At 70.8% G+C, this 14754-nt stretch carries 13 protein-coding genes; 4 read left to right on the plus strand and 9 right to left on the minus strand.

All coding sequences use genetic code 11. The features are described 5' to 3' along the window. Positions 1–81: 81 nt before the first annotated feature. From OG199_RS07820 to OG199_RS07830, 3 genes are read right to left on the minus strand one after another with little or no spacing between them, the layout of a single operon-like run. Entirely contained in the window at positions 82–831 is a 750-nt protein-coding gene (locus OG199_RS07820) for a succinate dehydrogenase/fumarate reductase iron-sulfur subunit (RefSeq protein WP_266704579.1), read from the minus strand. Further along, complete coding sequence (locus tag OG199_RS07825; protein WP_356798214.1) at positions 828–2786, minus strand: fumarate reductase/succinate dehydrogenase flavoprotein subunit; 1959 nt, start codon at positions 2784–2786, stop codon at positions 828–830. Before OG199_RS07825 ends, OG199_RS07820 begins: the two co-directional genes overlap by 4 nt. A gap of 2 nt (positions 2787–2788) precedes the next feature. Continuing rightward, on the minus strand, positions 2789–3460 hold the full coding sequence (locus tag OG199_RS07830; protein ID WP_356798212.1) for a succinate dehydrogenase: 672 nt from the start codon (positions 3458–3460) through the stop codon (positions 2789–2791). A 120-nt stretch (positions 3461–3580) separates the two neighbouring features. On the opposite strand from OG199_RS07830, the gene OG199_RS07835 reads away from it, so the two are divergent. Next, positions 3581–4462, plus strand: coding sequence for a LysR substrate-binding domain-containing protein (locus OG199_RS07835; RefSeq protein WP_356798210.1), 882 nt, complete (start codon positions 3581–3583; stop codon positions 4460–4462). 30 nt (positions 4463–4492) lie between these two features. Here the strand turns inward: OG199_RS07835 and OG199_RS07840 are convergent, their stop codons facing one another. The 4 genes from OG199_RS07840 to OG199_RS07855 all read right to left on the minus strand — a co-directional run bounded on the left by OG199_RS07840 (position 4493) and on the right by OG199_RS07855 (position 10154). Beyond that, positions 4493–5272 (minus strand): oxidoreductase, encoded by a 780-nt coding sequence (locus OG199_RS07840; RefSeq protein ID WP_356798208.1) that lies wholly within the window; start codon positions 5270–5272, stop codon positions 4493–4495. Positions 5273–5763: 491 nt separating this feature from the next. Then, the gene (locus tag OG199_RS07845) at positions 5764–7899 is read right to left on the minus strand and encodes an EAL domain-containing protein (RefSeq protein ID WP_356798206.1); all 2136 of its coding nucleotides are present in this window, start codon (positions 7897–7899) and stop codon (positions 5764–5766) included. After that, entirely contained in the window at positions 7896–8708 is an 813-nt protein-coding gene (locus OG199_RS07850) for an SAM-dependent methyltransferase (RefSeq protein ID WP_356798204.1), read from the minus strand. Before OG199_RS07850 ends, OG199_RS07845 begins: the two co-directional genes overlap by 4 nt. Positions 8709–9212: 504 nt before the next feature. After that, complete coding sequence (locus OG199_RS07855; protein ID WP_405828754.1) at positions 9213–10154, minus strand: SCO0930 family lipoprotein; 942 nt, start codon at positions 10152–10154, stop codon at positions 9213–9215. A 312-nt stretch (positions 10155–10466) separates the two neighbouring features. Between OG199_RS07855 and OG199_RS07860 the strand changes: the two genes are divergently transcribed. Together OG199_RS07860 and OG199_RS07865 are read left to right on the plus strand one after the other, a co-directional pair. Next, entirely contained in the window at positions 10467–11021 is a 555-nt protein-coding gene (locus OG199_RS07860) for a hypothetical protein (protein ID WP_405828756.1), read from the plus strand. A gap of 15 nt (positions 11022–11036) precedes the next feature. Then, a complete protein-coding gene (locus tag OG199_RS07865) occupies positions 11037–11801 on the plus strand; it encodes a DUF4239 domain-containing protein (RefSeq protein WP_168531337.1) in 765 nt (254 codons plus the stop codon). A 147-nt stretch (positions 11802–11948) separates the two neighbouring features. Here the strand turns inward: OG199_RS07865 and OG199_RS07870 are convergent, their stop codons facing one another. Continuing rightward, on the minus strand, positions 11949–12611 hold the full coding sequence (locus OG199_RS07870) for a hypothetical protein (RefSeq protein ID WP_405828757.1): 663 nt from the start codon (positions 12609–12611) through the stop codon (positions 11949–11951). A gap of 331 nt (positions 12612–12942) precedes the next feature. On the opposite strand from OG199_RS07870, the gene OG199_RS07875 reads away from it, so the two are divergent. Continuing rightward, positions 12943–13605 carry a class F sortase gene (locus OG199_RS07875; protein ID WP_405828759.1) on the plus strand — a complete coding sequence of 221 codons (663 nt, stop codon included), beginning with the start codon at positions 12943–12945 and terminating at the stop codon, positions 13603–13605. A 267-nt stretch (positions 13606–13872) separates the two neighbouring features. On the opposite strand, the gene OG199_RS07880 is transcribed toward OG199_RS07875, so the two are convergent. Next, the gene (locus OG199_RS07880; protein WP_401805326.1) at positions 13873–14712 is read right to left on the minus strand and encodes a polysaccharide deacetylase family protein; all 840 of its coding nucleotides are present in this window, start codon (positions 14710–14712) and stop codon (positions 13873–13875) included. Positions 14713–14754: the final 42 nt, after the last annotated feature.

Raw genomic sequence — 14754 nt, forward strand, 5'->3', positions numbered from 1 at the left:
GGGGCCGGGGATGAGCACCACTCCCGGCCCCGCCCGTCCGCACCGGTCCGGCGAACGCTCCGTGAACAAGTGGCCCCGGCGTCAGCGCCGTCCGGCCTTGCGGGTGGCGCGCAGCCACTCCTTGTTCATGCTGGTGATGGAGACCAGCGGAATGCCCTTGGGGCAGGCGGTGGCGCACTCCCCGGCGAGGGTGCAGCCGCCGAATCCCTCCTCGTCCATCTGCGCCACCATGTCGAGCACCCGTGTCTCGCGTTCGGGTGCCCCCTGCGGCAGCACGTTCAGGTGGTTGATCTTGGCGGAGGTGAACAGCATCGCCGCGCCGTTCGGGCAGGCCGCCACACACGCCCCGCAGCCGATGCACTCGGCGTGCTCGAAGGCGAAGTCGGCGTCCGGTTTCGGCACGGGCGTGGCGTGGGCCTCGGGCGCGGCGCCGGTCGGGGCGGTGACGTAGCCGCCGGCCTGGATGATCCGGTCGAAGGCCGACCGGTCGACCACGAGGTCCTTCACGACGGGGAAGGCGGCGGCGCGCCAGGGCTCGACGTCGATCGTGTCGCCGTCCTGGAAGGACCGCATGTGCAGCTGGCAGGACGTCGTGCGCTCGGGGCCGTGGGCGTCACCGTTGATGACGAGCGAGCACGCGCCGCAGATGCCCTCGCGGCAGTCGTGGTCGAAGGCGACGGGGTCCTCGCCCTTGAGGATGAGCTCCTCGTTGAGGGTGTCGAGCATCTCCAGGAAGGACATGTCGGCCGAGATGTCGTCCACCTCGTACGTGGACATCGCTCCGTCGGCGTCGGCGTTCTTCTGGCGCCAGACGCGCAGGGTGAGCTTCATGCGTAGCTCCGCTGGGTGGGGTGGACGTACTCGAAGACGAGGTCTTCCTTGTGCAGGACGGGTGCGGTACCGGTGTCGGTGAACTCCCAGGCGGCCGCGTACGAGAACTCCTCGTCCCGGCGTTCCGCCTCGCCGTCCGGGGTCTGGGACTCCTCACGGAAGTGGCCGCCGCAGGATTCCGCCCGGTGCAGTGCGTCGAGGCACATGAGTTCGGCGAGCTCCAGGTAGTCGACGACGCGATTGGCCTTCTCCAGCGACTGGTTGAACTCCTCGCCCGTGCCGGGGACCTTGATGCGCCGCCAGAACTCCTCGCGGATCTGCGGGATGCGCTCCAGGGCCTTGCGCAGTCCCGTCTCCGTACGGGCCATGCCGCAGAACTCCCACATGAGTTCGCCGAGTTCACGGTGGAAGGAGTCGGGGGTGCGGTCGCCGTCGACGGCGAGGAGCAGCCGCAGCCGGTCCTCGGTCTCCGCCAGCACCTCCTGCACGGCGGGGTGTTCGTCGGTGACCTCCTCGTGGTGCGGGTTGCGGGCGAGGTAGTCGTTGATCGTGGACGGCAGGACGAAGTAGCCGTCGGCGAGGCCCTGCATCAGCGCCGAGGCGCCGAGGCGGTTGGCCCCGTGGTCGGAGAAGTTGGCCTCGCCGATCGCGAACAGGCCGGGGACGGTGGTCTGGAGGTCGTAGTCGACCCAGAGTCCGCCCATCGTGTAGTGCACGGCCGGGTAGATCCGCATCGGGACGGTGTACGGGTCCTCGGCGGTGATCCGGGCGTACATGTCGAAGAGGTTGCCGTACTTCTCCTCGACCTTCGCCTTGCCCATGCGCCGGATGGCGTCGGCGAAGTCCAGGTAGACGCCCTGGCCGCCGGGGCCCACTCCCCTGCCCTCGTCGCAGACGTTCTTCGCGGCGCGGGAGGCGATGTCGCGGGGCACCAGGTTGCCGAAGGACGGGTAGATGCGCTCCAGGTAGTAGTCGCGCTCGTCCTCGGGGATCTCGTTCGGCGGGCGGGTGTCGCCTGCGGCCCTGGGGACCCAGATGCGGCCGTCGTTGCGGAGCGACTCGCTCATCAGCGTCAGCTTGGACTGGTGGTCGCCGGTGCGCGGGATGCAGGTGGGGTGGATCTGGGTGAAGCAGGGGTTGGCGAAGTAGGCGCCGCGCCGGTGGGCCCGCCAGATCGCGGTGGCGTTGGAGTTCATGGCGTTCGTCGAGAGGTAGAAGACGTTGCCGTAGCCGCCGCTGGCCAGGACCACCGCGTCCGCGTAGTACGTGTCGACGCGGCCCGTGACCAGGTCGCGGGCCACGATCCCGCGTGCCCGGCCGTCGATCACGATGAGGTCGAGCATCTCGGTGCGCGGGTGCATCTCGACGGTGCCCGCGGCGATCTGGCGGGACAGTGCCTGGTAGGCGCCGAGCAGCAGTTGCTGGCCGGTCTGGCCGCGGGCGTAGAAGGTGCGGGAGACCTGGACACCGCCGAAGGAGCGGGTGTCGAGCAGGCCGCCGTACTCGCGGGCGAAGGGCACGCCCTGGGCGACGCACTGGTCGATGATCTCGACGGAGATCTGCGCGAGCCGGTGGACGTTGGACTCCCGGGCCCTGAAGTCCCCGCCCTTGACGGTGTCGTAGAACAGCCGGTGGACGGAGTCGCCGTCGTTGCGGTAGTTCTTGGCCGCGTTGATACCGCCCTGGGCGGCGATCGAGTGGGCCCGGCGGGGTGAGTCCTGGTAGCAGAACTGGACGACGTGGTAGCCCTGTTCGGCGAGCGTGGCGCCGGCGGAGCCGCCGGCGAGTCCGGTGCCGACGACGATCACCCGGTGCTTGCGGCGATTGGCGGGGTTGACCAGTCTGGCCTCGAAGCGGCGGGTGTCCCAGCGCTCGTTGACCGGACCTTGTGGAGCCTTGCCGTCGGCGACCGGCTCACCGGTCGCGTAGTCGGCGTATACGGACGATGCGGTCATGTTCAGCTCACCACTCCGGTCATCACGGCCACGGGTACGGCGACGAATCCCGCGGTCAGCACCAGCGCGAGGACGTTGGCGACGGTCTTGAGGGCGCGGTCGCGGGTGCGGCTGCCGGCGCCCAGGGTCTGTGCCGCGCTCCAGAAGCCGTGCCGGATGTGCAGGCCGAGCGCGAGCATGGCGACGATGTAGATCACGTCGCCGTACCAGGTCGAGAAGGTGTCGACGACGTTCTGGTAGGGATGGCCGGACTGGAAGCCGCCGGAGTGCACGGTGCCGGTCGTCAGGTCGAGGAGGTGCCAGACGATGAAGAGTCCGAGGATGATCCCGCCCCAGCGCATGGTGCGCGTGGCGTAGCTCGACCGGGGCTTGCTGTGGACGTACCGGCTCGGGCGCGCCCTGATGTCGCGGCGGCTCAGCTGGTAGGCGGCGGTGGCGTGCGCGACGACGGCGACCACCAGGACCACGCGGATGATCCACAGGGCCCACTCGTAGTGCAGGAACGGTTCGCCGAGGGTGCGCAGCCAGTGCGCGTAGTGGTTGAAATCGCCCGGACCGAAGAAGATCTTCAGGTTGCCGAGCATGTGGACGACCAGGTAGAGCAGCATGATCAGGCCGCTCACCGCCATCACGGTCTTCTTCCCGAGAGAGCTGTCCCACACGGTGCGGGTCATGGACGGTCGTCGGTCCGTCCGCGTTGCCAGAGCCATAACCCCGCACGCTAGGTCGCGAGGGGCCGATCGGTCCAAGACATGGTGTGGCTCGTTTCGATAGCTGTGGCCTATCGTGGTGGGGTGCAGTTCCAGCAGCTCCAGTACTTCGTGGCGGTCGCCGAGACCCGGCACTTCACCCGGGCCGCCGAGCTCGTCCATGTCGCCCAGCCGTCCCTTTCCCAGCAGATCAGGTCACTGGAAAGGGAGTTGGGGGCGGATCTCTTCCTGCGGGCGCGCGGCAACATCACGCTGACCGACGCGGGCGAGGCGCTGCTGCCGCTGGCCCGCCGCATCCTCGCCGACGCGGACACGGCACGGCACGAGGTGCAGGAGCTGGCCCAGCTGCGCGGCGGCCGGGTCCGCCTGGGCGCCACCCCGAGCGTGTGCACCGGTTTGCTCCCCGATGTGCTGCGTGCCTTCCACGACCGCTATCCGGGCATCCGGCTGCTGATCGAGGAGGGCGGCTCCCACGACCTCGTCCGGGAGCTCGCCCGCGGCGCCCTCGATCTCGCCCTGGTGGTGCTCCCGCTGCCCACCCCGTCTCCGGCGCTGACCACGGTGGAGCTGCTGCGCGAGGATCTGGTGGTGGTGTCCTCGCCGGAGTCGCCCGCGCCCGGCAGGGGCCGTACGGTCCGGATCCCCGACCTGGAGGGCGAACGCATGGTCATGTTCCGGCACGGCTACGACCTGCGGGAACTGACGGTGGCCGCCTGCCGTGCCGAGGGCTTCGAGCCGGACTTCGCGGTGGAGGGCGGCGAGATGGACGCCGTACTGGGTTTCGTCCGCTCGGGTCTCGGGCTGGCCGTCGTCCCGCGCATGGTCGCGACGCGGTCCGGGCGGGGCCTGCGGGTCACCCCGCTGGCCCCGCCCGGACTGCACCGCACGATCGCGCTCGCGCACCGCAGTGACGTGGCGCCGCCACGGGCCGCCCGGGAACTGCAGCGGATGCTGCTGGAGCGCTGAAGCCGTCCGGTCGGCGCGCGGGGAGAAGGCCTACCGTGTGGGGATGAAGCCGCCGTCGATCACCAGGTCGCTGCCGGTGATGTTGCGGGCGCGGTCCCCGGCGAGGAAGAGAACCAGTTCGGCGACCTCGGACGGCTGGGAGAAGCGGCCGGTGACGGTGGCACCGGACGCCTGCGCGATCACGTCGTCCGGGGTGATACCGGCGGCGGCCGAGACGGTCTCTGCCACTCCCCCGCCGCCGAGCCACAGCTCGGTCTCCACCGGACCCGGGCTGACGGTGTTGACCCGGATGCCCTTCGGGCCGACCTCCTTCGACAGCGCCTTGGAGAAGGCGACCAGCGCGGCCTTGCCGGCGCTGTAGTCGATCACCAGGGGGTCGGGCAGGGTGGCGTTGACCGACGCGACCGTCACCACCGAGCCGTGTCCGGCTGCGAGCATCACCGGCAGGGCGGCCCGGGTCACGCGTACGGCGGTCAGCAGGTTCAGGTCGACGGTGCGCTGCCAGTCCTCGTCGGTCACGGTGAGGAAGCCGCCGGTGCGGGCCGGGGCGGCGCCCACGTTGTTGACGAGGATGTCGACACGTCCGCCGGCCGCCGCGACCAGGCGTTCGGCCGCGCCCGGTTCGGCGAGGTCGACCGGAACCCAGGTGACGGGTCCCTCCTTCACCAGGGTGTCCAGCGCCTCCGTCGTGGTGCGGGACCCGGCGACGACCGTCGCGCCCGCTCCGGCCAGCGTCTGGGCGATGGCCAGTCCGATGCCCTTGCTGGCACCGGTGACGATGGCGGTCCGGCCCTGAAGTTCCGTACTCATTCTTCTCAACTCCTGTGCTGTGGAGCCCGGTTCGGAAGGTGCTGGATGTGGTGCGGTGAGTTGGCGGGCTTGTCGCGTGGAGCCGGCCCGGTGCGGGCGGGTGCGGCCACGACCGGTCGAGGTCGGTGACCCCCTGCGAGTGGCCCTGGTCGGCCGCGGTGCCCGGGTACGAGCGTTTGGGCCGCGACTCGTCCAGCCTCGGTGGAGTTCCCCGTCGGCGCATCCCGCGGCGAGGCCCAGGAGGGGACGCCGAGCTCGGCGAGCACGCGGTAGGGGTCCGTTTCGACCCTGCACGGCGAGGGGCTGAGCCGGTCCCCGGTCCCTTTGTCACTCGGTCCGCTCGCGGCGCGGTACTCGGTCCGCCGGCCTCGGTGGCCGCTGCTGTTGCCCCTCGACGACGCCCACCGGTACGACCGCCGTGCCTCACCTCCCGCTCCGGCCCCGCGCCGCTCGGCGGCCTCCCGCCAGGAGACCACCGAGCGTGCGAAGCTTCAGCCGGTGGCGTCGACCAGGGCCAGTTCGTGCAGACGCTCCGGCGGCCCGGGCCGGGCGTAGTACCAGCCCTGGGCGGTGTCGCAGCCCAGTATCCGCAGCTGTTCCGCCTGGGCGCCCGTTTCGACGCCCTCGACCGTGACCGCGAGGTCGAGGCTGTGGGCGAGCGAGACGATGCCCTCGACGATCTTGAGATCGACCGGGTCCGCCGGGAACTGCTGCATGCCCTGGGTGAACGAGCGGTCCAGCTTGAGGATGCTCACCGGCAGCCGGCGCAGGTTGGCGAGGTTCGAGTAGCCGGTGCCGAAGTCGTCGAGGGCGATGTCCACGCCCATCTCGGCGAGCCGGCGCAGCGGCTTGAGGAGGTCGTCGTCGGCGCCGATCAGCGCGGACTCGGTGACCTCCAGGCACAGTGCGCCCGCGTCGAGCCCCTCGCGCTCCAGGATGTCGACGGTGTCCTGGACCAGACCCGGATGGGTCAGCTGGCACGGCGACAGGTTGACGTTGATCCGCAGGGGGCCGGTCCCCGCACGTCGTTCCTGCCACTGGCGGGCCTGCCGGACCGACTGTTCCAGGACCCAGCGGCCGAGGGGCACGATCAGCCCGGTGTGCTCGGCCAGCGGGATGAACTGGTCGGGCCCGAGCACGCCGTGCTGTGGATGCAGCCAGCGCACCAGCGCCTCCGCGCCGTGCACGCTGCCGTCGCCGAGGTGCACCAGCGGCTGGTACTCGATGAAGAACTCGCCCCGGTCGAGGGCCGCAGGGAGGGCCGTGGTGAGCCCGTGCCGGGTGATCGCGCGGGCGTCCGCCTCGGGATCGGCGAGCTCGAAACGGTTGCCGCCCGCGGACTTGGCGCGGTACATCGTGATGTCGGCGCTGCGCAGCACCTCCGCCGGGCCGCGTTCGCCCGCCGGCCCCTCGACGATGCCGATGCTCCCGCGCACGGCCAGCTCACGGCCGTCGATGCTGATCGGGGTGACCAGGGCGTTCATGATGCGCCCGGCGAGTTCGTCGACCTCGCGCTCGGTGTCGGGGCCGGTGGTGAGCGCGACGAACTCGTCGCCGCCGAGCCGGGCGACCATCTCGCCCGGTGCGGTCGCGCAGGACTGCAGCCGGTCGGCGACCTCCACGAGCAACCGGTCCCCGGCCGCGTGCCCGAGGCTGTCGTTGATGGTCTTGAAGCCGTCGAGGTCGAGGTAGCACAGACCGAACCGCTGCGCGTCGCCCGCGGACAGCGCCTTCTCCAGGCGCTCGAAGAACAGGGTCCGGTTGGGCAGTCCGGTGAGCGCGTCGTGCGTGGCCTCGTAGCGCAGCCGCAGGTTGAGCAGCCGGCGCTCGGTGGTGTCCTCCATGAGGGCGAGCTGGTACTGCGGTTCGCCGTCCGCGTCTCGCAGCAGGGACACCGTCAGGTTGGTCCACAGGGCCGTACCGTCGGGCCGGTAGAAGGCCTTTTCGACGTGGTAGTGCTCGCGCTCGCCGTTGACCAACTCCTCGTAGAGCTTCCAGACTTGGGGCGCGTCGTCGGGGTGCGTCCACTCGGGGACCCGGCGGCCTCGCATCGTCTGCTCGGAGCCGCCGAACATCCGCAGAAGGGCGCCGTTGGCCTGCAGGATGTTGCCTTCGAGGTCGGCGATGGCGATTCCTATGGCCGCGCCCTCGAAGACCGCGCGGAAGCGTGCCTCACTGGCGTGCAGCGCCTCGGCCACCGTGCTGCGCGCGTTCAACGCGGCCTGGTAGATGGCCTCCTGCTCGCTGAGCGTCCGCTCCCGCAGCGCCCGCGCGAATCCGGCGGCCATGGCGTGCTGCAGGCGTGCCGAGCGGGTACGCAGGGCCTCCTGGGGTCCGTCCTCGCCGCAGTAGAGCACCAGGTAGGCGTCGACGCAGTCGAGGGTGCGGCTCAGCGCCTCCGGATCGGTGCAGTGTGCGGAGACGATCGCGGCGCCGACCGCCTGGCCCTCGGTCGCCTCGAAGGTCCTGGCTCGCAGTGCCTCGCTCAACCGTCTTGCCAGCGGCACGAGTTGCTGCTCGAACTCGGGCCGGGTCAGCGAGGTCGAGGTGACCGGGAAGACCGCCCGGCTCCAGATCGTCGCGAACCTGCGGAGTCTGTCCTCCGGCCCGTCCGGCTCCGCGGTCACGCCGTGCGCCCCACGCCCGCGAACCCGGAGAAGGAATAGGGATCCTCGTCCTCGGGCGCGGTGTCGGGCCGCCAGATCGGCATCGGCACCAGTCCGGGTTCCACCATGTCGTACCCCTCGAAGAACCGCGCGATCTCCTCGCGCGAGCGCATGATCAGCGGGTTGCGAATGTCCTTGTACACGTCGACCGCACCCTCGGTCCGCTCGGGCGGGAGCGGAATTCCCTCGTAGGAGGCGTGCGTGACGACGAGCAGGCTGCCGGGCGCGAGCGCGTCGCGCAGTTCGGCCACCGCAGCGTACGGGTCGTCCGCGTCCTCCACGAAGTGAAGTATGGCAACGAGCAGCAGGGCGACCGGCCGGTTCAGGTCGATCAGCCGCTGCACCTCGGCGCTCGCCAGGATCTCCTGGGGCTTGAGCAGATCGGCCGCGACCACGTCCGTGTCCTCGACGTCCCGCAGGACGGCCTGGCTGTGCGCGACGGCGACCGGATCGTGGTCGACGTACACGACGTGGGCTCCGGGGTGGGCCGCACGGGCGACCTCGTGGACGTTGCCGAAGGTCGGAATGCCGGAGCCGATGTCGAGGAACTGCGAGATGCCCTCGTCCGCCGCGAAGCGCACGGCTCGGCGCATGAACGCCCTGTTCGCCTGCATGATCTTGGGCAGTCCGGGCAGGAACTCCATCGCCTTGCGAGCGGCTTCCCGATCGACCTCGAAGTTGTGCGAACCGCCGAGGTAGTAGTCATAGATTCGGGACACGCTCGGCACCGAGATGTCAATGCTGCGTGGGGCCCAGGCGGGACGCTCCATCTATCTCTCCAAGGCGTAGTCGACGGCGTAGGCGATCCGGTGTTCGAGCTGAGGCTACTGATCGCCCGCCAAACGGGCGAGCCAAAACGGAAATTGACCGTCCGTTCACCGGCACTGCCTCGGGCATGTGCCGAATCGGCCGCCGCGCGGGGCCTTCGGACACGCCGTCGAGTGTCACCGCGAAATCGATGCGAAGCATTCCAAAAAGTTCTCGGGGGTCACGAAGCGTCGTCATGCCGTCCGGGACGGCGGGTGTCCCCGGTGTGGAAAATTCTCCGGTCCCGGGACCGGGTCCGGGACCGGTCCCGAAGCCGCGGCCGGCGCGGACCGGGGGCGGCGCACACGCCGAACGGTCCGCCCCCTCCGTGCGGTGCGGAGGGGGCGGACCGGGGTCGCGCGCGTTGTTCTGTTCGTCCGGCACTCTTGCCAGTTCTGATCCACTCTCCCTTCCGCGTTCCGTTGCTCTGCGGACGAGACGACCAACCCTGGGGAGGTGATGATCCTCTACTTCTGCGCGCCGACCGGCTTTCCGTCGGGGGCGACGGCGTACCACTTGCCGCCCACGCCCTGACCGTTGGTGTCCCCGGCCTTCGTGTCACCGGAGAAGGTGTAGATGGGCCAGCAGTTGACGGTCATCTGCTTGGCGCCGTCCGGGCGGGTGAAGCCCATCAGGCCCTTCTTCTGGACGCCCTTGGTGTCAGCGGCCTTGACCGGCGCGACGACGGGCCACTTCTCCAGGCAGGCGCCGACACAGGCGGACTTCGAGACCGGCCACGCCTGGTCCTTCATGAAGCGGTAGACCGTCATGCCGTTCTTGTCGACGACGATCTCGCCGAGCTTGGGGTCCTTGCGGGTCGACAGGCCCGGCAGGGCGGCCAGCGTGGCCTTCTTGCCGTCGGGGGCGGAGGCGTACCAAATGCCGCCGACGCCCTGGCCGTTGGTGTCGCCGGCCTTCGTGTCCTTGGCGTACCGGTACATCGGCCAGCCGCCGATGGTCAGCTGCTTGGTGCCGTCCGTGCGGGTGACCTCGCCGAGCAGGGCCTTGTCCACTCCGGTGGCGGCGGTGGCACCGTCGGCGGGAACGGCGGGCCAGGCCTTCGCGCAGTCGCCGTCACAGTTCGACTTCGGGGGCTCGGCGGTGTCCTTCTCGAAGCGGTACAGAGTGAAGCCGGCGCTGTCCGTCAGCACCTTGCCGAGCGTCGTGCTCTCGGCGACGGCGAGCTGCCCGGCGGACTCGGCCTGAGCCGCCGCACCCTGCTGGTCGGCGCCGTAGCCGTTCGGGGTCGCGGTGCTGCTGACCTGTCCGTATCCGTTGGCAGCCGCGGCGGCTCCCACGTTCTGGCTGCCCGTCGACTGGGTGCCCGAATCCTGACCACACGCCGTCGTGAGCGCCAGCACGGCCGCAGCTGTCGCTACGAGGGAGGCGCTCCGCCAGGAGGTCTTCATTGGGTAACTCCCACTGTTCGCATAAGGGTTGCAGCGCCCTGCAGCGCCGCGCATGGCCCTAGGTACGGACGGGGGCCGCCGTTGTGTTCAACGGGCTCACAAAAAACTTTCGGAACGCTGTGAACCGTCCGCCGCCGGAGACTCGGACAGTTGTCCGCCATGCACCCGTTCCCTTCCTGTCGTACATCTGCGCCCGGACGACCGCCGTCCCCGGCACGACCGTCAAACCGCCCCGGTCCACAAGTCCTCCGTTCGGGGCAATACACCGCCACTCGGGCGTGCGCGGGGACGGCACGCCTCATGATCTCGGTCGTGCATGCACCACAGCGGACCCCGTCCGCCCTCGTCATACGGGTACTGGCGTTGCTGACGCTGACCTGGATCCTCGGCGGTGCGCCGGTCTCGTCCGCGGTCGCGGACGCCTGCGCGTACGCCTCCGTCGGACCGGACGGCACGGACGCGGTGGCGGTCGCCGGCGACGGGCTCTGCACCGTCAGCCCGGCACCGCCCACCCCCACGCCGACGCCCACCCCGAAGCCGCCACCACCACCGCCACCACCGCCACCGCCCAAACCCAGACCGACACCTCCACCCCCGCCTCCGCCACCCCCTCCGCCGGCCCCGCGGCCCGCCGCCGTGGCACCGACGCCGAGGCCCACGCCGCCACCACCGCCGCCCGCTCCTACGCCCACACCCACGCCGACGCACAAGGCCAGTCCCCGGCCGTCGCCCACCCCGGTGAGCTACCCGGTGTACCGCGCACCGGCGCACAAGCACGCGGTCCGCAGTGGACCGTCCCTGGTCTCGCTCACCCTGCTCGTCACCGTGCCCGCGGTGCTCGCCGTCGCGGCACTGCGTCCGCGCTGACCCTTGGAGGCAACTTTGTCGGATTGGCTTGTTCTCGTCCTTGCGATGGCGGCCGCGTGCCTCGTGGTCCTCGTCGTGGCACTGCTGCGCAACCGGCGGGCCCCCGAGGACGAGGATCCGTCCGAGACCCCGGACGTGATCGAGTACATGACCATGATGATCGGCGTGGTGTATGCCATCGTCCTGGGGCTGGCCATCGCCGGCGTCTGGGAGGCCCGCAGCGCCGCCCAGGATCATGTACAGACCGAGGCCCAGGCCCTGCACGAGATCTCGGAGCGGGTCCGGGTCTACCCGGCGGACGTACGGGACCGCATCCGCGGCGACGTGAAGGCGTACGTCGGTCATGTCGTCACCACCGAGTGGAAGACCATGGCGGACCACGGTCGTGTGACCGCCGAGGGCGGACGGCTCTTCGACCGCATCCGCGCGGACGTCACCGACTACCAGCCGAAGACGGACTTCGAGGCCCAGGCCTACCAGCCGCTCGTCGACCAGGTGACCGCGGCCGACACCGCGCGCAACTCACGGGCGGAGTCGACCGGAGCGACCATGCCGGGCGTGGTGTGGTTCGGGCTGATCACCGGCGCCGTCGTCACGATCGGGATGGTCTTCGCGCTGCAGATCCGGCGCACCAGGCGCGAACTGATCCTGGCCGGGCTCTTCTCGGCCCTGATCGCCTTCCTGCTGTTCCTGATCTGGGACTTCGACGCGCCCTACAGCCGGGGCATCGCGGCCTCGGCGGAGCCGTTCCTGACGCTGTTCCCCCACCTTCCGGGATGACGGGACCGCACGAGAAGCCCCGCTAGCGACCGTGCGGCCGGGGGACGGACACATCGTGTCCGTCCCCCGGCCGCGCACGTGAAGCCCCCGCGCGGCCTGCGACGCTCCCTGCCCGCGGCACCGCGGGCGTGACCCCGCGCGCCCCTTTCAGCTCCGCCGGTCGGCCCTTCGACGCAGCCACAGGACCCCGCCGCCGAGGACGGCGGCGGCCACCAGCCCGCTGCCGATCGCGATGTCGGTGGGCGTCGCTCCGGTGGAGGTGCCGCCGCCGAGACCACCGCGGACACCGCCGACGACGGTGAAGGCGGCCGGCCGGGTCAGCGTCCGGTCCTCGCCGCAGCGTGCCGTGATGTCGTAGGAACCCGGCCGCACGCCCCGGTCGATGAAGACGCGCGCGGTGGCCGTGCCGCCGCCCGAGCCTCGCAGCCGGGTGGTGCGGAAGGCCCGCGACGAGACGGCGCTACCGGGCCTGCGGCACGAGTCGCCGTCGACCGCGACGGTCAACGGGCCGCCCTGGACGACGACGCCGGGCCTGGCCCTGATGTTCCGCGGCCCGTTGTCCTGCCCGCTCCCGCCGTTCCCCCCGCCCCAGCCGTCCTCCGGGCTCTCGTCGTCCCAGGACCCGCTGTCGCCGAAGCGTCCGTAGTCGCCCGGATCCGCGTCGTCGTACGCTCGCCCGCTGTCGTCCAGGGTTTCACCGGCTCCCCGTTCGCCGTAGCCCGGTTCGCTCGAGGCCATGGCCGCGGGGGCGGCGAACCCCAGCGCGGCGACCGCGGCGGCAGAGACCGCCAGGGCACGGATGGTACGCATGTGATCCTCCGTGGAAGACGCCCCGGGACCCGTCCCCGGTCGATCGGCGAGAAAGCGTCTCCCAGTCAGACCCTCAGATGCCGTGCGGGGGGCCGCATTTCGAGAATGGTCCGTCCTGGTGAGAAGACACGCCGAATGACTTACACATAATCAGATATTGCCGCAGGTCACGGACTGCCGGAAATATCCTGCACTCGGCAACTCGGATGGCGCACCACCGTGGTGCTCCGCCATCCGTCAGCCCATGTCCCGTCGCCGCCGGGCATGCTCCACTTAGCTTTCTCGAATGCGCGACGGACGCGGTATCGGCCGTGTCGAGAGGGGATGGCGAATGACTTCGTCGGCGTGGCCCGAAGAGGAGGAGCGGCAGAGGAAGCGGGTCCCCTGGGGCGTGATGGCGCTTGTTCTGCTGACCGGCCTCGCACTGTTGCGCAACGGTTCAGGTGAGTTCGACGTGGGCCCTCCCCAGCCCGCGGCGGCAGCGGCGGCGGACGACCGGACCCCCGCCGGCGCCCTCGCGAAGGTGCCCGCTCCTTTGCCGTACTCCGTGGTGGACCGGGTGCGGATCCCGGCGATCCGGGTCGACGCACCGGTCGTCCCGGTCGGTCTCGACACGGACGGCTGGGTCGGCGCACCACCCCCGGACGACCCGAATCTCGCCGGGTGGTTCACCGGCGCGGTCTCGCCCGGCGAGAAGGGCACCTCCGTCGTCGTCGGCCATGTGGACAACGCGCGGGGCCCCGCCGTCTTCTACGGACTCGGGGCCCTCAAGAAGGGAAACCGGGTCGAGGTCCTGCGCAAGGACGGGAAGACCGCGATCTTCGCGGTCTACGACATCCAGGTGTTCCAGAAGAGCGCCTTCCCCGGTGACCGCGTGTACGGCAGCAAGGGCACCCCGGAATTGCGTGTGATCACCTGCGGCGGGGGTTTCTCCGAGGAGTACGGCTACGACGGCAATGTCGTCGTGTTCGCCCGTCTCGCCGGCGTCCGCTGAACGTCGCGGGGCATCCTCCGAGCGCCTTCCGGCACGGCACGAGGGCCCGACCGGGAATCCCGATCGGAATTCACGGACAGGCCGGGATGCGCGGACCGATCGGAGTTCACGCACCGGCCGGGATGCACGGACCGGCCGGGTTTTCGGACCGGCCGACGGCGAGCGGAAGGCCCGGGGGCGGGCCTGGCTCGTCCCGGAGGTCACCGATCACCGGTCACCGGTCAACCGGTCCCGGCACGGCCCGTCCCGGCGTACGCCGCTCCGCTCTCACGCGTAGCGCCGTCGCGGCACGGTGAAGTGGTAGCCCCGGTCGAGGAGTTGGGGCAGGTAGTCACGCAGCGCCCGTACGGTCTGGGAGCGGTCGCCGCCCGCGTCGTGGGAGAGCACGATGACGCCCGGGGCGGCGCTGTGCTCCACCCGGTGGACGATGGACCGGGTGCCGGGGGTGGTCCAGTCCAGGGAGTCGACCGTCCACGCCACCGGTTCCATGCCCAGGTCGGCGCCGATCTGGAAGGTCGCGCGGTTCCAGGCACCGTAGGGCGCGCGGAACCACAGGGGCCGCTCGCCGTAGGCGTCCTCGATGACGTCGCAGGTGCGCTCGATCTCGGAGCGGATCTGCGAGCGCCGGAGCTGGGTCAGCAACGGGTGCGTCCAGGTGTGGTTGCCGACGACGTGCCCGTCGTCGGCCATCTCGGCCAGCAGGTTCTTGTTGGCCGCGGCCATCCTCCCGCAGACGAAGAACATCGCCCGCACGTCGTGCTCGCGCAGGGTCTTCAGGATGGCCGGGGTGTAGCGCGGATCGGGGCCGTCGTCGAAGGTCAGCACCATGGTGCGGCCGCGTCCGGACACGTGCAGGAGCGGCTCGCGCCGGACGGGGGGACGCAAGGGTCTGCTGCTCGCGGGGCCGTCCCCTGTCAGGGGCAGCAGGCGGTAGGCGGACGGCTTGCGGCCCGCGCGGGCCTGCGGACCGGCGGCCGGGGCGCGCACCGGGCTCCCGGCCGGTTCGGCGGTGAGGACGCGGGCCGTGCCGGCCACCCCCGCCACCCCCAGGACCGCGCCGCCGGCGATCAATGCCTGGCGTCGCGTGAGCAGCTGGTCCTTTTCCATGACCCATCAGTCGCCCAACGGGCGGACGGCGCGGCTGAGAAA

The organism is Streptomyces sp. NBC_01176 (assembly GCF_045039825.1).
In the GTDB taxonomy this organism is placed as follows: domain Bacteria; phylum Actinomycetota; class Actinomycetes; order Streptomycetales; family Streptomycetaceae; genus Streptomyces.